A 16,316-nucleotide genomic window follows, 5' to 3' on the forward strand; every position below is an offset into this window, starting at 1 on the left:
ACCTGCGCATACAGGTAGGGGTTTTGTTTGTCCGAGAAAAAATTATCCAGGTTTGCCGGGCTTCCCGAGTCGTCTATTTTTAGGAACCTGCGCCAGGTGATGCTGCAAAAACAAAAAGGCCAACGCTCAGCGTTGGCCTTTTTTATTGGGTGATGAATAGGCGCTTTTCAAATGCTCCACGTGGAACATCGCTATTTTTAGCTTGGGGTCGCAGGCGCAACACTCTCCAATCGGTAGCCGTATCCATAGATCGTCAGCAGTTGCCAGCCTCTGTCAGCGGTCAATCCCAGCTTGTTCCGCAACCGATAGATATGGGTATCCAGTGGCCTTGAAGACACCATTTCCTCATGGGACCAAAATCGTTCATACAGGTATTCGCGAGAGAGCGGTCGAGCCAGGTTGGCGAACAAGCAACTGGCCAGTCGGTACTCTCGCTCGGTCAAATTGATCGGCTTGCCTGCCCGCGTGACAGTCAATTCGGCGTCATCAAAGGTCAGGTCGTTGAAGCTTTGCAGCTCATTATTGGCTGATTTTTGCAGCCCATGACGACGTAAGACCGCACTAACCCGAGCTTTGAGTTCGTTAGGCCTAAAGGGCTTACTGACGTAATCATCCGCCCCGCTGTTCAACGCCGTGACGATATCGCTCTCGGCATCCCGGCTGGTGAGCATGATCACGGCGGGCGGTGAATCCATGTGTTCGCGCGTCCAGCGCAGCAGTGCGATACCCGTGATATCGGGCAATTGCCAGTCCAGTATCAACAGGTCAAAAGTTTCCCGGCGCAATTGCCGCAGCAGGTCTTCACCGCGCTCGAAGCAATGCAGGGACCAGGGTTGTTCTGCGGTGCCGGGGATCTGTCGCAGTGTCTGTTCAACCCGGCGCAATTCAGCGGGTTCATCGTCCAGTATTGCGACACGCATGGGTGGGTCCTTCTCCAAAAAAATACGGCAGCCGACGGCCTGTTCAATCACCTACATACAGCGCAGGGTCGGTGGGTGAATCTGAATAATTGTGGCCAGACTCAACGCCTCCTTGGATCTGTCGGTACGCTGATATCAAAGGGCCGTTAATCCGTTTAAAGTCTTCGGTACCTAAGTGGGAAAGATACCGGCTCCCACCCCAGAGGAAAAGGATCAGCCGACACATGCACTGCCGCAGCCATGTGCGTCTTGATGCCAGTTGCCTTCTCGAACCACCAACGTGATGAGCTCCATGACCTTTTCTGCCAACCGATTATGCGGTGCCCTGCCCTCGTTATTAATTTTGGTCATAGGGGCTACGCAGGCTTCTACGGTGCACCGCGCTGCCTATATCGACGATCAATTATTGTGTCGTGCGCAACCGTTGCCGGCGGTTGTGCAGCATCTGACGGGGGAAGCCTGGAAGCTCGATGCCAAGGGCAAGGCACAGCCGCTGCAGGAAGGCATGACCATTGATGAGCAAGAAGGTGTGAAGACATCAACGTCGGCGTTTGTCAGCCTACTGTTGGGGGACGGTTCGAGGGTGGTGCTGCCCTCCAGTTCACACGTGCGATTGCACCTGGTGGAAAAACAGTCGATTCCTCAGGTCATTCTCGAGCAAGGCCAAGTCGAGACGTATGTGATCAAGCGGGTCAGTGATTACGACCGTTTCCAGATCGTGACACCCGTGGGTGTTCTGGGCGTGCGCGGTACACACTTTCGCGTGCGCAGCGATGGCGAGCAATCGGTGTTGGAGGTGCTCAACGGACAGGTCGCGGTCAATCGCGAGATAAAAACCTGGCCCGTCGAAAGTGAAGTAAAGGTGGGTGCACGACAAGGTTTGCTCATCAAAACACAGGGTGAGCTCAAGCCCGTGGAGCTTCTCCCTGCGCCTGAGTTAATCGGTCAAGATGGCCAGAAAGGCGAGGCACCGATCTGGAGTTTGTACCTGCGGCCATTACCCGGTGCACAGCGTTATCGCGCCCAGGTCGCTACCGATACGGCCTTCATGAACATCAAGCAGGAAAACTTTTCCAGTGAGCCGAAAATGCGCTTCACTGGGCTCAAAGCATCGTTCTATCACGTGCGCCTGTCAGCCTACGACGCGGACGGCCTGGAGGGGGAAACCGGGGTTTATGACATCTTCTATTACCCACCTGCTACCCAGGTTCAGGTGTCCGGTGGCTGACCAATGATGCTTTGGCACAAGGCAGAGAAACGCCAACCCACCCACGCCCAACGTTTATTCCATGGGTTGGTTCGCGAGTGGTTGTGGATAGGGCTGTTGTTGTTGCCTATCACTGCCTACCTATCGTTGAGCCCGGGCCTGGCGCTGAACAATCCGTTGTACGACAGCCTTCGGCGTCTGGCGCCGCTGCCGGTGGATCCACGTATCTTGCTGGTGACCATCGACGACCAAAGCTTGAAAGAGCTGGGGCGATGGCCCTGGCCGCGCAATTTGCATGCTGACCTGATCGATCGCCTAAGTGCCGCGCAACCGTCAGCCATCCTGTTCGATGTGATTTTCAGTGAACCTGGCGTACCCGCCAATGACCAACGCCTCGCAGCAGCGGTGTGTCATGCCGGCAATGTCGTGTTGCCTTTGCTGCGTGAAGAAGTCGCCAGTTACAGCCAACCGGAAGCGGAATTGTTGCCGCTGCTCAATTGCGCCAGGGGCCTTGGGCATATCAATGTCGAAGCGGACAGCGACGGCGTAGTACGCAGCCTGTTCATGCGCGAAGGGCCACCCGATAACATGGCGCCGCAACTGGCATGGCTGGCTTACACGGTGAGCGGTCAAGTCTCTGAAATGCCCGGGACGCCTCTGCAGCCGGTTAGTCAGTACTGGCATCGAGAGAATGCCATTCGTATTCCTTTCGTCGCTGCCAATACCCACTTTCCCAGTGTGTCCTACGCCAGCGTATTACGCGGTGAAGTGCCTCCAGGGCGCCTGCGCGGTCGCCTTATCCTGGTGGGCTCCACTGCAACCGGTATGGGCGATCGCTTCGTTACGCCGCTCTCCTCCACCGTCGGCACGACAGCGGGCGTCGAGATCCAGGCCAACGTCCTCAATGGTCTCTTGCTGGAGCGCAGCATTGTCGACCTTCCTGGTGGGGTGTCGGCACTCATGGCGACCGCCTTGGTGGCTCTGTTGCTGGGCTTGTTGCTATACCGCCCACGCTACGCGCTGTGGATGACCCTGGGCTGTATGACTAACGCGTTGCTTGGCGCGTGGGTGTTGTTGCGCCTGGACTACTGGTGGTCGCCTGCTGCGTGTTTGATTGGGTTGCTGCTCAGCTACCTGATCTGGAATTGGCGCCGCCTCAGCGTGATCCTTGCCTACTTCGGCTGGGAGCTCGCGCGGTTGGATAACGAACCCAAGGTGCTTCCCGAACGTCGCCGTGCGCCCGCCAGTAAGGGTGATGTGTTGCAAGCGCGGATCTTTGCCCTGGAGCAAGCGGTAAGCCGCACACGCGACACCCGACGGTTTATGGCTGACGGTCTGGAATGCTTGCCGGTGGCAACTCTCATTACAGACCCCAAAGGCAACATCCTGCTGGCTAACCGTATTGCGCGTGAGGTGTTCGGTAATGACCTGGTGAACGAAAATCTGCTCGAGCAACTTGCCGACCTGGGCTATCCACCGCTGCACAATGGCGTACGCCCTGCTCTGTCAGAGTTAGAGCTCGTTGAGTTTCGTGACATCCACCAACGCAGCCTGCGCATGGAGCTTGCGCCCTTGCTGCCGGCTGAAGGCGACCTCGCCCTTGGCTGGCTGCTGAGCCTGACGGACCTGAGCAAGGAACGTGAAGCCCAATTACACCGCGAGACGATGCTGCGCTTTCTTTCCCACGACCTGCGTGCGCCACACTCGGCGATCCTGGCGATGCTGGATGTGCACAACGACCAATCCCCCATATTTTCCCAGATCGAACAACAGGTGAAGCGCGCGTTGAGCCTCACTGAGTCCTTTGTGCAGTTGGCCAAAGCCGAGGCTGATGGCTACCACTTCCATCCCTCTCTGTTCGCCATGCTGGTAATGGATGCTTTTGACCAAGTGGCGGTGATTGCGCAGCTCAAGGGTATTCACTTGGTTCACGACCTGGACGAGGCGGATGAGGGCATGGTCTCAGCCGATCAATCACTGCTGACTCGGGCGCTGTTCAACATGCTGGAGAACGCTATTAAATATTCCCCATCCGGTACCACTGTCACGTTGAGCCATAGCAGTACGCAAGGGTGGTTGGAATGCAGTATCAGCGATCAGGGGCCCGGCATTGCGCCAGAAGACTTGCCCGAACTGTTCAGCCAGTATCGACGCTTCGACTCGGCCCAGGGCAGTGAGGGTCTGGGGTTGGGATTGACCATGGTCAAGGCCGTGGTGGAGCGTCATGGCGGCCGCATCAGGTGTGAAAGCGAGCTGGGTAAAGGCTCAACCTTCAGCCTGCAACTGCCTCTGCTTGACGAGTGAAAAACGTACCTTTCGCCTGTGCATAAAAAACCGGTCACTAGGACCGGTTTTTTAATGCGCAAAAAAACTTATGCACGTTTTTCGAGATTTTATGAGCTTGAGAAATATGTAATTAAATCAGCTTGTTATGAATCAAAAACGCCAATTCGCCAACAAACCGTACACAGGTTATCCACAGATCCTCAAATCTCAGGTGTCTCGACTACAACAGCCTGCGCAGGCAACGAACCCATGGCCCGTTGCTGCGCTTCATTCCATGCTGCCGCGCGGTCGTTCAACGCGGCAATGGCACGCGGCCCTTCACCTTCGGCGTACATCGGTTCGCCGATGACTACGGTGATGGTGCCTGCAGTTTTGGCCCAACCGGACTTCGGCCAGAATTTGCCGGCGTTATGTGCAATCGGCAATACCGGCAGATTGGCATTGACCGCCAACGCGGTGCCGCCTCGCGAAAACTTGCCCACGGTGCCATAAGGCACCCGAGTACCTTCCGGGAATATCAGCACCCAAACGCCATCCTTGAGCAGCTCGTCACCCTTCTTGGCCACGTGCTTGAGCGCAGCCTTCGGGTTGTCACGGTCGATCGCAATCGGACGCAACATGGCCATCGCCCAGCCGAAGAACGGCACGTACAGCAACTCACGCTTGAGCACCTGGCTCAGCGGCGAGAAGTACGCTGAAAGGAAGAACGTTTCCCAGGTGCTCTGGTGGTTCGACAGAATCACGCAGGGTTGGTCCGGGACGTTTTCAGCGCCCTTGATCTCGAAACGGATGTTCAGGAACACCTTGGTCAGCCATAACGCGCAGCGGCACCAAAAGACGTTGATAAAACGATAGCGCGCCTTGAACGGCAGGAATGGCGCGATAAAAAAGCTCAGGGTGCACCAGAGAAACGAACTGGTGCCCAACAGCAGGTAAAAGAAGAAGGTTCTGATGGCCTGCAAAATCGACATGGCGGCATTTACCGTTGCGGGACAGGGCCCGCCTGTTAAAAGCGCACTCCCGAACAATCCTTGGTCAGGAAGTCGAGGGCGGCTAGTTGTTGATAAGTTCTGCGGCAACGGCCGCCAGATCGTCAAAAATCAAGGTGCCTACCGGCAGGTTTTTCGCCTGGGTCTTTTCGCCTTTCCCGGTTTTAACCAAAACTGGCTGAGAGTCGACGGCTTTGGCCGCCTCCAGGTCACCGAGGCTGTCCCCGACGAACCATAGCCCAGCTAATGGCACCTTGTAATGTTCTGCAATGGTTTTCAACATGCCAGGCTTGGGCTTGCGGCAATCGCAGCCCTCATCCGGCCCATGGGGGCAGTACACCACCAGCCCCACGTCACCGCCCTGCTCAGCCACTAACATGCGCAAGCGCGCGTGCATGGCGTCCAGGGTGGCAATGTCGTAGTAACCGCGGGCGATGCCGGACTGGTTGGTGGCGATGGCCACCGTCCAGCCGGCTTTGCTCAACTGCGCAATGGCCTCGATCGAGCCCGGCAGGGGAATCCATTCCGCCACCGACTTGATGTAAGCGTCGGAGTCGTAATTGATGACACCGTCCCGATCGAGAATCAGCAGTTTCAACATGATCAGCCCAGTACGGAAATGTCAGCGATATTGATGAACAAGCCACGCAGACGCGCCAGCATGGCGTAGCGGTTTTTCCGCACGCCCGCATCTTCGGCATTGATCATCACCGCTTCGAAGAACGCATCCACCGGCTCACGCAAGGTGGCCAGGCGCGCCAATGCTTCGGCGTAGTTGCGTTCGGCGAGCAGCGGTTTCACTGCGTTTTCTGCCTTGGCGATGGCCGAGTTCAGCGAGAACTCCTTGGCATCGGCAAACAGGCCTGGGTCGACTTCGGCATTGCCGAGGTTGTCGGCCTTGCTCAACAGGTTCGACACACGCTTGTTCACAGCGGCCAGTGCCCCGGCTTCCGGCAGTTTGCGGAACGCCTGAACGGCTTGTACGCGTTGGTCGAAGTCCAGCGCCGAACCCGGCTGCAGGGCACGTACCGACAGGTAGACGGAAACGTCCACGCCTTCGTCTTCGTAACGCGCACGCAGGCGGTCGAACACGAATTCCAGCACTTGCTCGGCCAGGCCAGCTTGCTTGACCTTGCCACCGAACTGGCCGACAGCGAACACCACGGCCTGGGTCAGGTCGAGGTCAAGCTTCTTGTCGATCAGGATACGCAGCACGCCCAGCGCGGCACGGCGCAGGGCATACGGGTCTTTGCTGCCGGTAGGCAGCATGCCGATACCAAAAATACCCACGAGGGTGTCCAGCTTGTCGGCGATGGCCACGGCCGCACCGGTCAGGGTGGTCGGCAGTTCAGCACCGGCACCGCGTGGCATGTACTGCTCGTTCAGCGCCAGCGCCACATCGTTCGGCTCGCCGTCATTGAGGGCGTAGTAGTAACCGGCAACACCTTGCATTTCCGGGAACTCGCCGACCATCTCGGTGGCCAGGTCGCACTTGGACAGCAACCCTGCACGCGCGGCCCAGGCAGCGTCACCGCCAATGCGCGGCGCAATGTACGCGGCCAGTTTGGAAACACGCACAGCCTTGTCGTAGACGCTGCCGAGTTTTTCCTGGAACACCACGTTTTGCAGGCGCAGGTTGAAATCTTCGAGCTTCTGCTTCTTGTCTTGCTTGAAGAAGAACTCGGCGTCGGTCAGGCGCGGGCGAACGACTTTCTCGTTACCAGCGATGATCTGCTGCGGGTCTTTGCTTTCGATGTTGGCCACGGTGATAAAGCGCGGCAGCAACTTACCGTCAACGTCCAGCAGGCAGAAGTACTTCTGGTTGTCCTGCATGGTGGTGATCAGGGCTTCTTGCGGCACATCGAGGAAACGCTCTTCGAACGAGCACACCAGCGGCACCGGCCATTCAACCAGCGCGGTCACTTCGTCGAGCAGGCTTGGCGGCACGATGGCGGTGCCTTCCTGCAGGCGCGCCAGTTCTTCGGTGCGCTTGCTGATCAGCTCACGACGCTCATTGGCATCGGCCAGTACATAAGCGGCGCGCAGGTCAGCGGCATAGTTGGCGGGCGAGGTGATGCGCACCGCTTCTGGATGGTGGAAGCGGTGACCGCGCGAATCACGGCCAGCCTTCTGAGCCAGGATCGTGCAGTCGATGACTTGGTCACCGAGCAGCATCACCAGCCATTGGGTCGGGCGTACGAATTCTTCCTTGCGAGCACCCCAGCGCATGCGCTTGGGGATCGGCAGGTCGTTCAGCGAGTCTTCAACAATAGTGGGCAACAGGCTGGCGGTCGGCTTGCCGGTGATGACCTGGCTGAACCGCAGTTTCGGGCCGCTCTGGTCGATCTCGCTCAGCTCGACGCCGCACTTCTTGGCGAAACCAAGGGCCGCTTGAGTCGGGTTACCTTCAGCGTCAAAAGCCGCCTGACGCGGCGGGCCGTCGAGGTTGATGCTGCGGTCCGGCTGCTGGGTTTCCAGCGCGGTCAGCAACACGGCCAGGCGACGTGGCGCGGCGTAGACTTTCTTTGCAGCGAACTTCAAGCCGGCGGTTTGCAGGCCTTTTTCGATACCGGCCAGGAACGCGTCGGCCAGGGTATTCAGTGCCTTGGGTGGCAGCTCTTCGGTGCCCAGTTCAACCAGGAAATCTTGAGCACTCATTGTGCAGCCTCCAGCTTAGCCAACACTTCATCACGCAGGTCCGGGGTAGCCATCGGGAAGCCCAGCTTGGCGCGAGCCAGCAGGTAGGCTTGGGCGACGGAACGCGCCAGGGTGCGTACACGCAGGATGTATTGCTGGCGCGCGGTTACCGAGATGGCACGACGGGCGTCCAGCAGGTTGAAGGTATGGGACGCCTTCAACACCATTTCATAGCTTGGCAACGGCAGCGGCTGGTCGAGTTCGATCAGGCGCTTGGCTTCGCTTTCATAGAAGTCGAACAGTTCGAACAGCTTCTCGACGTTGGCGTGTTCGAAGTTGTAGGTGGACTGCTCAACCTCGTTCTGGTGGAACACGTCACCGTAGGTCACTTTGCCGAACGGGCCGTCAGCCCACACCAGGTCGTAGACCGAGTCCACGCCTTGCAGGTACATGGCCAGGCGCTCGAGACCGTAAGTGATCTCGCCGGTCACCGGGTAGCACTCGATGCCGCCGGCTTGCTGGAAGTAAGTGAACTGCGTCACTTCCATGCCGTTGAGCCAGACTTCCCAGCCCAGGCCCCAGGCGCCGAGGGTTGGCGATTCCCAGTTGTCTTCGACGAAACGGATGTCGTGTACCAGCGGGTCCAGGCCGACATGTTTCAGCGAGCCCAGGTACAGCTCCTGGAAGTTGTCCGGGTTCGGCTTCAATACCACCTGGAACTGGTAGTAGTGCTGCAGACGGTTCGGGTTTTCGCCGTAGCGGCCGTCAGTCGGGCGACGACTGGGCTGCACATAAGCGGCGTTCCAGGTTTCCGGGCCGATGGCCCGCAGGAAGGTAGCGGTGTGGAAAGTGCCGGCGCCTACTTCCATATCGTAGGGCTGAAGTACCACACAACCTTGCTCGGCCCAGTATTGCTGGAGGGCGAGGATCAAGTCTTGGAAGGTACGCACGGCTGGCGTAGGCTGGCTCACGAAATTCACCTGTTACTTGGGCTGCGATTTAAAGAGCGGGAGTATACCCGATTCGGCCGCGCCACCATCCCCTGGAGCCTTATGCCACGCTGCTTTTGGTGTTCTGAAGATCCGCTGTACATGGCTTATCACGATCAGGAGTGGGGAACGCCGCTGCGCGATGCGCAGGGTCTGTTCGAGTTGCTTTTGCTCGAAGGGTTCCAGGCGGGCCTTTCCTGGATCACCGTTTTACGCAAACGCGAGCATTATCGGAAGGTCTTGTTCGGTTTTGATGCCCAGCGTTTGGCGCGACTGACCGACGCTGAGATCGAAGCGTTGATGCTCGACCCTGGCATCGTACGCAATCGCCTCAAGCTCAACGCCACCCGCCGCAACGCCGCTGCCTGGCTGGCCCTGGAAGACCCGGTTGGCTTGCTCTGGTCGTTTGTCGGCGGCGTGCCCAAGGTCAATCACTTCAAGGATCGCAGCCAAGTCCCGGCTATTACGCCAGAGGCTGAAGCCATGAGCAGAGCTCTGAAAAAAGCCGGTTTCACGTTCGTCGGGCCGACCATTTGCTACGCGTTCATGCAGGCCTCGGGCATGGTCATGGACCACACTCAAGACTGCGACCGTTACGCGGACTTGGCCAACGCCGGTTAGAATGGCGGCTTTGCGCACCACACACGATCAGGAGTGACCTGTGGAAAAGTTTAAAGGCGCCTTGCTGGTAGGCGCTCTTCGGTTGTTTGCCCTATTGCCCTGGCGCGCGGTTCAAGCGGTCGGCACGGCGATTGGCTGGATCATGTGGAAAACCCCCAACCGTTCCCGCGAGACGGTGCGGATCAACCTGTCCAAATGCTTCCCCGACATGGACCCCGCCGCACGCGAGCGCCTGGTCGGCCAGAGCCTCATGGATATCGGTAAGTCCCTGACTGAAAGCGCCTGCGCCTGGATCTGGCCCGCCCAGCGTTCCATCGACCTGGTGCGTGAAGTCGAAGGCCTGGAGGTGCTGCATGAAGCATTGGCCTCGGGCAAAGGCGTGGTCGGCATCACCAGCCACCTGGGTAACTGGGAAGTGTTGAACCACTTCTATTGCAGCCAGTGCAAACCGATCATCTTCTACCGACCGCCGAAGCTGAAAGCGGTGGACGATTTGTTGCGCAAACAGCGGGTGCAGTTGGGTAACCGAGTAGCCGCGTCGACCAAGGAAGGCATTCTCAGCGTCATCAAGGAAGTGCGCAAAGGTGGTCAGGTGGGCATTCCCGCCGACCCGGAGCCGGCGGAATCGGCAGGCATCTTCGTGCCGTTCTTTGCTACCCAGGCGCTGACCAGCAAGTTCGTGCCTAACATGCTCGCGGGCCACAAAGCCGTGGGCGTGTTCCTGCATGCCCTGCGACTGCCGGACGGCTCGGGTTACAAAGTGATTTTGGAAGCGGCGCCGGAAGATATGTACAGCACCGACACCGCCACGTCCTGCGCGGCGATGAGCAAGGTGGTGGAGCGCTATGTCGGCGCCTACCCGAGCCAGTACATGTGGAGCATGAAGCGCTTCAAGAAACGCCCGCCCGGTGAGGCGCGGTGGTATTGATGCTCATAGATCTATAAATCAATGTAGATCTAATGTAGGAGCTGGCTTGCCTGCGATGGCATCACCTCGATCTGACTGAAAGACCGAGTCGCCCGCATCGCAGGCAAGCCAGCTCCCACAGGGGTTCCGCTTAGGCCTGGCGATCAAGTTTCTTCAGAAACACCGTCATCTCTTTCTCGGCCTGCTTGTCGCCATGCGCCAGGGCCGCTTCGATACCCTTTTCCCACGCCTGCCGTGCTGCCGCATTATCCCCCAGCCCTTGCTGCGCCTTGCCCAACAACTTCCATGCCGCCGAATACTTCGGGTCAAACTCGACGCATTTTTGCAGATGCTCCGCCGCCTTGGCGTTGTCCTTCACGTCCAGATAACCCTTGCCCAAGCCAAAGCGCAGCAGTGAATTATCCACACCCGTGGCGAGCATTTTTTCCAGGGATTCGAGCATGGCTGTGCATCCTTTAGCTAGGTAGGGGTTTCAATAACGCACCGAGGGCAAACCCGCTCCCACAGCAGCTATCCGATTACCTGTGGGAGCGGGCTTGCCCGCGATGACGGCCGCAGGCTCAGCTGAATGTGTTGATCAGAAAAAGCTCAACCCCACGTGGAACAACTTCTCCACATCGCGGATATGTTTTTTATCCACCAGGAACAGAATCACATGGTCACCCGTGGCGATCACCGTATCGTCGTGGGCGATGATCACCTCTTCGTCACGAATGATCGCGCCGATGGTGGTGCCCGGCGGCAGGCCGATATCGCGGATGGCCTTGCCGATGACCTTGCTCGACTTTGAATCACCATGCGCAATCGCCTCAATGGCTTCCGCTGCGCCCCGGCGCAGGGAGTGCACGCTGACGATATCGCCACGGCGCACGTGGGCGAGCAAAGTGCCAATGGTGGCCAACTGAGGGCTGATGGCGATGTCGATATCGCCGCCCTGGATCAGGTCGACATAGGCCGGGTTGTTGATGATGGTCATCACCTTCTTGGCCCCCAGCCGCTTGGCCAAGAGCGAGGACATGATGTTGGCCTCGTCATCGTTGGTCAGGGCCAGGAAGATATCGGCATCGGCGATGTTCTCTTCCATCAATAGGTCGCGGTCTGAGGCGCTGCCTTGCAGTACGACGGTGCTGTCGAGGGTGTCGGACAAATGCCGGCAGCGTGCCGGGTTCATCTCGATGATCTTCACCTGGTAGCGGCTTTCGATCGCCTCCGCCAAACGCTCGCCGATCTGCCCGCCGCCGGCGATGACGATGCGCTTGTAGGTCTCATCCAGGCGGCGCATTTCGCTCATGACCGCGCGAATATTCGCTTTGGCGGCTATGAAAAATACTTCGTCGTCCGCTTCGATCACCGTATCGCCCTGGGGCAGAATCGGCCGATCGCGACGGAAAATCGCCGCTACGCGGGTTTCCACATTCGGCATGTGCTCGCGCAGTTGGCGCAGTTGCTGGCCCACCAGCGGGCCGCCGTAGTAAGCCTTAACCGCCACCAGTTGCGCCTTGCCCTCGGCAAAGTCGATCACCTGCAAAGCACCGGGGATTTCGATCAGGCGCTTGATGTAGTGGGTCACGACTTGCTCGGGGCTGATCAACACGTCCACCGGAATCGCGTCGTTGTCGAAAAGCCCTGCACGAGTCAGGTAAGCCGCCTCACGTACGCGGGCGATTTTGGTTGGGGTGTGGAACAGAGTGTGGGCGACCTGGCAGGCGACCATGTTGGTTTCGTCGCTATTGGTGACGGCCACCAGCATGTCGGCATCGTCGGCACCCGCCTGGCGCAGCACCGTCGGGAATGACGCGCGGCCTTGCACGGTGCGGATGTCCAGGCGGTCACCGAGGTTGCGCAGGCGCTCGGCATCGGTGTCGACCACGGTGATGTCGTTGGCTTCGCTGGCCAAATGTTCAGCCAGCGTGCCGCCGACCTGCCCAGCTCCAAGGATGATGATTTTCATCCGGTCACTCCCTTAAACCCATTCAGCCGCGTGCGGCGGCAATCTTGATCAGTTTGGCGTAGTAGAAGCCATCGTGTCCGCCTTCCTGTGCAAGCAATTGGCGGCCGTGGGGCTGCTTGATGCCGGCCGTTGTAGCGAGGTCCAGCTCGCGCGCGCCGCTGTTGCGGGCGAGGAAGGCTTCGATCACCTCTGTGTTTTCGGTGGGCAAAGTGGAGCAGGTGGCGTAAAGCAGGATGCCGCCAACTTCGAGGGTCGGCCACATGGCGTCGAGCAGTTCGCCTTGCAGTACGGCCAGGGCGGCGATGTCGTCGGGCTGGCGGGTCAGCTTGATGTCCGGGTGGCGACGGATGACGCCGGTGGCGGAGCATGGCGCATCCAGCAGGATGCGCTGGAACGGTTTGCCGTCCCACCAGGTGGCAGTGTCGCGACCGTCGGCGGCGATCAGGTCGGCACTCAGGCCCAGGCGCGCGAGGTTTTCGCGTACGCGCACCAGGCGCTTGGCTTCCAGGTCGACGGCGACCACACCGGCGAGGTCTTTTTCGACTTCCAGAATGTGACAAGTCTTACCGCCTGGCGCGCAGCAGGCGTCGAGTACGCGCTGGCCTGGCGCCAGGTCGAGCAGGTCGGCGGCCAGTTGCGCGGCTTCGTCCTGCACGCTGATCCAGCCTTCGGCAAAGCCCGGCAGGCTGCGTACGTCGGCGGCGGCTTCCAGCACGATGCCATCAGGGCTATACACACACGGTGTGGCGCTGATGCCGGCCTCGGTGAGCAATTGCAGGTAAGCGTCACGGCTGTGATGACGGCGGTTAACCCGCAAAATCATCGGCGGATGTGCATTGTTGGCCGCGCAAATGGCTTCCCATTGTTCAGGCCAGAAGGCTTTCAAGGACTTTTGCAGCCAGCGCGGGTGCGCGGTGCGCACCACGGGGTCGTGTTCCAGTTCGGCCAGCAGCGCTTCGCTCTCGCGCTGAGCACGGCGTAGCACGGCATTGAGCAGGGCTTTGGCCCAGGGCTTTTTCAGTTTGTCGGCGCAACCAACGGTTTCACCGATGGCGGCGTGGGCCGGCACGCGGGTGTAGAGCAACTGATACAGGCCGACCAGCAGCAGCGCTTCCACGTCGGCATCGGCCGCCTTGAATGGCTTTTGCAGCAGCTTGGCCGCCAGCGCCGACAAGCGTGGCTGCCAACGGGCCGTACCAAACGCCAGGTCCTGGGTGAAGCCGCGATCGCGGTCTTCGACTTTATCCATTTGCGTAGGCAGCGAACTGTTCAACGAAGCCTTGCCGTTGAGGACGGCGGCGAGGGCCTTGGCGGCGGCCAGACGCGGGTTCATTGAGCGACCGCCCCGAGAACCGTGCCCAGGGCGAATTTCTCACGACGGCTGTTGAACAAATCGCTGAAATTAAGCGCTTTGCCACCGGGCAATTGCAGACGCGTCAGACACAACGCCTGCTCTCCGCAGGCGACCAGCAGGCCTTCCTTGCTGGCACCGATGATTTCACCGGGAGCGCCTTTGCCGTCAGCCAAGGTGGCGGCCAACACTTTCAAGGCTTCACCGCTGAGGGTGCTGTGGCAGATCGGCCATGGATTGAACGCGCGCACCAAGCGTTCCAGCTCCACGGCCGGGCGGCTCCAGTCGATACGCGCTTCGTCTTTGTTCAGTTTGTGCGCGTAAGTGGCAAGGCTGTCGTCCTGCACTTCGCCTTCCAGGGTGCCGGCAGCCAGGCCGGCGATGGCCTGGAGCACGGCAGGTGGGCCCATCTCGGCCAAGCGGTCGTGCAGGCTGCCGCCGGTGTCTTCGCCGGTGATCGGGGTGGTGACTTTGAGCAGCATCGGGCCGGTGTCCAGACCCGCCTCCATGCGCATCACGGTCACGCCGCTTTCGCTGTCACCGGCTTCCACGGCGCGCTGGATCGGCGCCGCACCGCGCCAGCGTGGCAGCAGCGAAGCATGGCTGTTGATGCAGCCCAGGCGCGGAATATCCAGCACTGCCTGAGGCAGGATCAAGCCATAGGCCACGACCACCAGCAGGTCTGGCTTCAACGCGGCCAGCTCTGCCTGGGCATCGGTGTTACGCAGGGTCGGTGGTTGCAGCACGGCAATGTTGTGCTCAAGCGCCAGCTGCTTGACCGGGCTCGGCATCAGTTTTTGCCCGCGACCGGCCGGGCGATCCGGCTGGGTGTACACCGCGACGATGTCATAAGGGCTGGCAAGCAGGGCCTTTAGGTGTTCGGCGGCAAATTCAGGAGTGCCGGCAAAAACAATGCGCAGTGGCTCGGTCATGGGAGTTCTCGGTTAAAAACAGTCACAAAAGAAAAAGGCTTGCCGCAGCAAGCCTTTGGAAGAAGGGCATCAAGCTTGCTGGCGATGCTTTTTTTCCAGCTTCTTCTTGATCCGGTCGCGTTTAAGCGTGGACAGGTAATCGACAAACAGTTTGCCGTTGAGGTGGTCGCATTCGTGCTGAATGCACACCGCCAGCAGGCCCTCTGCGATCAGCTCGTAGGGCTTGCCGTCACGGTCCAGGGCTTTGATCTTCACGCGCACCGGGCGTTCGACGTTCTCGTAGAACTCCGGCACCGAGAGGCAGCCCTCCTGGTATTCGCCCATCTCCTCGGTCAGCGGTTCGAACTCGGGGTTGATAAACACCCGAGGCTCGCTGCGATCTTCCGACAGGTCCATGACCACGACGCGCTGATGCACGTTGACCTGGGTCGCGGCGAGGCCGATGCCCGGGGCTTCATACATTGTTTCAAACATGTCATCGACCAACTGACGAACCTTGTCGTCCACTACGGCCACCGGTTTGGCGATCGTGCGCAGGCGCGAGTCGGGGAATTCGAGGATGTTCAAAATAGCCATAAGCGTAATTGCTGCACATGTGAGGTAGAGGCAAATCGGCGGTGGGATGGACCCAGACAGCCGGTGTGAAAGGTTCGAAAGCCGCGAAGGCTATGGCATTTCACGCGAACGTACATAATAAAGGAGATTCACCCCATGAGGAAATCGCTACTCGTCTTGCTGCTGTGGGCGCCGCTCACCATGGCGCTGCTGAAACCGCCCGAACAGCGCCTCAATCAAGCGGCGCAACAGGCCATACAGCGCTTTTTGCTGCATAACCGCATCCTCGATACGCCTCAGGATCTGGATAACGCCCCTTATATTGTTGCGGCCGAGGCGGGTCGAGTGCTGGGCGCCAATGGCGAACGTGTGCACGCCAGGGGCAACCTGGACCCGGTCCAGCCAAGCTATGGAATCTTTCGCCGAGGCAAGGTTTACACCGACCCGGACACCCAGGAACTGCTGGGGGTCAACGCCGACGACATCGGCACCGCGCGGTTTTTGATGGCCGGCGACCTCACCACCCTTGCAGTGCAGCGAGTGACCCAGGAAGTCCGCCCAGGCGACCGATTGCTGCGCGCCGAACCTGGCGTCGAGTTGTCCAGGCTGCAAACGCCGCCGCACCCCGCGGCCCTTATCAAAGGGCACATCATCGACGTTCCCAAAGGCGTGACCCAGATCGGCGTGTTGGACTCCGTCACCTTGAACAAGGGCCGCCGCGACGGCCTGGTCGAAGGCCAAGTGCTCACGGTGATCAAGCAGGGCGCCACCGTAAGGGATGTCCTCAGCGGCGCTTTGACGAAACTTCCTGATGAGCGCGCCGGCACCCTGCAGGTGTTCCGCACCTATGAAAAGCTCAGTTATGGCCTGGTTCTCAGCGCTTCAAGGTCGCTGGCGGTGATGGACCGTTTTGAGACTGCCCAACAAACACAATAAATAGCCTGCTAAAT

At 59.5% G+C, this 16,316-nt stretch carries 15 protein-coding genes; 5 read left to right on the forward strand and 10 right to left on the reverse strand.

Annotated elements, in window-relative coordinates:
* Positions 1-197: 197 nt before the first annotated feature.
* Positions 198-920, reverse strand: a complete 723-nt coding sequence (locus tag ACI77D_RS21255; protein ID WP_064449988.1) for a response regulator transcription factor — start codon at positions 918-920, stop codon at positions 198-200.
* A 283-nt stretch (positions 921-1,203) separates the two neighbouring features.
* Between ACI77D_RS21255 and ACI77D_RS21260 the strand changes: the two genes are divergently transcribed.
* Together ACI77D_RS21260 and ACI77D_RS21265 are read left to right on the forward strand one after the other, a co-directional pair.
* Positions 1,204-2,148, forward strand: a complete 945-nt coding sequence (locus tag ACI77D_RS21260; protein ID WP_407017425.1) for a FecR domain-containing protein — start codon at positions 1,204-1,206, stop codon at positions 2,146-2,148.
* Between the two features lie 3 nt (positions 2,149-2,151).
* The gene (locus ACI77D_RS21265) at positions 2,152-4,431 is read left to right on the forward strand and encodes a CHASE2 domain-containing protein (RefSeq protein ID WP_407017426.1); all 2,280 of its coding nucleotides are present in this window, start codon (positions 2,152-2,154) and stop codon (positions 4,429-4,431) included.
* Between the two features lie 182 nt (positions 4,432-4,613).
* On the opposite strand, the gene ACI77D_RS21270 is transcribed toward ACI77D_RS21265, so the two are convergent.
* The 4 genes from ACI77D_RS21270 to glyQ all read right to left on the reverse strand — a co-directional run bounded on the left by ACI77D_RS21270 (position 4,614) and on the right by glyQ (position 9,010).
* Positions 4,614-5,384 (reverse strand): 1-acyl-sn-glycerol-3-phosphate acyltransferase, encoded by a 771-nt coding sequence (locus ACI77D_RS21270; protein ID WP_064449991.1) that lies wholly within the window; start codon positions 5,382-5,384, stop codon positions 4,614-4,616.
* An 82-nt stretch (positions 5,385-5,466) separates the two neighbouring features.
* Positions 5,467-6,006 (reverse strand): D-glycero-beta-D-manno-heptose 1,7-bisphosphate 7-phosphatase, encoded by a 540-nt coding sequence (gmhB, locus tag ACI77D_RS21275; protein WP_208604456.1) that lies wholly within the window; start codon positions 6,004-6,006, stop codon positions 5,467-5,469.
* Positions 6,006-8,060, reverse strand: a complete 2,055-nt coding sequence (glyS, locus tag ACI77D_RS21280) for a glycine--tRNA ligase subunit beta (protein WP_407017427.1) — start codon at positions 8,058-8,060, stop codon at positions 6,006-6,008. Before glyS ends, gmhB begins: the two co-directional genes overlap by 1 nt.
* A complete protein-coding gene (gene glyQ / locus ACI77D_RS21285) occupies positions 8,057-9,010 on the reverse strand; it encodes a glycine--tRNA ligase subunit alpha (protein ID WP_003213601.1) in 954 nt (317 codons plus the stop codon). The genes glyS and glyQ overlap by 4 nt, the downstream gene beginning before the upstream one ends.
* Before the next feature lie 81 nt (positions 9,011-9,091).
* Here glyQ and ACI77D_RS21290 point away from each other — a divergent pair, with 81 nt between their 5' ends.
* Both ACI77D_RS21290 and ACI77D_RS21295 read left to right on the forward strand, forming a co-directional pair.
* Complete coding sequence (locus tag ACI77D_RS21290) at positions 9,092-9,649, forward strand: DNA-3-methyladenine glycosylase I (protein ID WP_407017428.1); 558 nt, start codon at positions 9,092-9,094, stop codon at positions 9,647-9,649.
* A 40-nt stretch (positions 9,650-9,689) separates the two neighbouring features.
* Positions 9,690-10,577 carry a lysophospholipid acyltransferase gene (locus ACI77D_RS21295; protein WP_064449994.1) on the forward strand — a complete coding sequence of 296 codons (888 nt, stop codon included), beginning with the start codon at positions 9,690-9,692 and terminating at the stop codon, positions 10,575-10,577.
* Positions 10,578-10,707: 130 nt separating this feature from the next.
* On the opposite strand, the gene ACI77D_RS21300 is transcribed toward ACI77D_RS21295, so the two are convergent.
* The 5 genes from ACI77D_RS21300 to def form a co-directional block, all read right to left on the reverse strand.
* The gene (locus ACI77D_RS21300) at positions 10,708-11,019 is read right to left on the reverse strand and encodes a hypothetical protein (RefSeq protein ID WP_221295975.1); all 312 of its coding nucleotides are present in this window, start codon (positions 11,017-11,019) and stop codon (positions 10,708-10,710) included.
* A 135-nt stretch (positions 11,020-11,154) separates the two neighbouring features.
* Positions 11,155-12,528, reverse strand: a complete 1,374-nt coding sequence (gene trkA / locus ACI77D_RS21305; RefSeq protein ID WP_064449996.1) for a Trk system potassium transporter TrkA — start codon at positions 12,526-12,528, stop codon at positions 11,155-11,157.
* A 22-nt stretch (positions 12,529-12,550) separates the two neighbouring features.
* Positions 12,551-13,861 carry a 16S rRNA (cytosine(967)-C(5))-methyltransferase RsmB gene (gene rsmB, locus ACI77D_RS21310; protein ID WP_407017429.1) on the reverse strand — a complete coding sequence of 437 codons (1,311 nt, stop codon included), beginning with the start codon at positions 13,859-13,861 and terminating at the stop codon, positions 12,551-12,553.
* The gene (gene fmt / locus ACI77D_RS21315) at positions 13,858-14,811 is read right to left on the reverse strand and encodes a methionyl-tRNA formyltransferase (RefSeq protein WP_262666630.1); all 954 of its coding nucleotides are present in this window, start codon (positions 14,809-14,811) and stop codon (positions 13,858-13,860) included. The genes rsmB and fmt overlap by 4 nt, the downstream gene beginning before the upstream one ends.
* Before the next feature lie 69 nt (positions 14,812-14,880).
* Positions 14,881-15,387, reverse strand: coding sequence for a peptide deformylase (gene def, locus ACI77D_RS21320; RefSeq protein ID WP_064449999.1), 507 nt, complete (start codon positions 15,385-15,387; stop codon positions 14,881-14,883).
* A 135-nt stretch (positions 15,388-15,522) separates the two neighbouring features.
* On the opposite strand from def, the gene ACI77D_RS21325 reads away from it, so the two are divergent.
* Positions 15,523-16,302: a peptidoglycan-binding protein gene (locus ACI77D_RS21325; RefSeq protein WP_407017430.1), complete on the forward strand. Its 780-nt coding sequence runs from the start codon at positions 15,523-15,525 to the stop codon at positions 16,300-16,302.
* The last annotated feature ends 14 nt before the right edge of the window (positions 16,303-16,316 follow it).

It is taken from the genome of Pseudomonas sp. O39 (assembly GCF_045447295.1).
Lineage (GTDB): Bacteria > Pseudomonadota > Gammaproteobacteria > Pseudomonadales > Pseudomonadaceae > Aquipseudomonas > Aquipseudomonas antarctica_A.

What these genes read in the sequence shown, in the direction of transcription:
- glyS (WP_407017427.1), bottom strand. Translation starts at nt 8,060, where the DNA reads ATGAGTGCTCAAGATTTCCTGGTTGAACTGGGCACCGAAGAGCTGCCA.
- ACI77D_RS21325 (WP_407017430.1), top strand. Translation starts at nt 15,523, where the DNA reads ATGAGGAAATCGCTACTCGTCTTGCTGCTGTGGGCGCCGCTCACCATG.
- ACI77D_RS21300 (WP_221295975.1), bottom strand. Translation starts at nt 11,019, where the DNA reads ATGCTCGAATCCCTGGAAAAAATGCTCGCCACGGGTGTGGATAATTCA.
- trkA (WP_064449996.1), bottom strand. Translation starts at nt 12,528, where the DNA reads ATGAAAATCATCATCCTTGGAGCTGGGCAGGTCGGCGGCACGCTGGCT.
- ACI77D_RS21260 (WP_407017425.1), top strand. Translation starts at nt 1,204, where the DNA reads ATGAGCTCCATGACCTTTTCTGCCAACCGATTATGCGGTGCCCTGCCC.
- ACI77D_RS21270 (WP_064449991.1), bottom strand. Translation starts at nt 5,384, where the DNA reads ATGTCGATTTTGCAGGCCATCAGAACCTTCTTCTTTTACCTGCTGTTG.
- fmt (WP_262666630.1), bottom strand. Translation starts at nt 14,811, where the DNA reads ATGACCGAGCCACTGCGCATTGTTTTTGCCGGCACTCCTGAATTTGCC.
- ACI77D_RS21255 (WP_064449988.1), bottom strand. Translation starts at nt 920, where the DNA reads ATGCGTGTCGCAATACTGGACGATGAACCCGCTGAATTGCGCCGGGTT.
- def (WP_064449999.1), bottom strand. Translation starts at nt 15,387, where the DNA reads ATGGCTATTTTGAACATCCTCGAATTCCCCGACTCGCGCCTGCGCACG.
- ACI77D_RS21265 (WP_407017426.1), top strand. Translation starts at nt 2,152, where the DNA reads ATGATGCTTTGGCACAAGGCAGAGAAACGCCAACCCACCCACGCCCAA.
- rsmB (WP_407017429.1), bottom strand. Translation starts at nt 13,861, where the DNA reads ATGAACCCGCGTCTGGCCGCCGCCAAGGCCCTCGCCGCCGTCCTCAAC.
- ACI77D_RS21290 (WP_407017428.1), top strand. Translation starts at nt 9,092, where the DNA reads ATGCCACGCTGCTTTTGGTGTTCTGAAGATCCGCTGTACATGGCTTAT.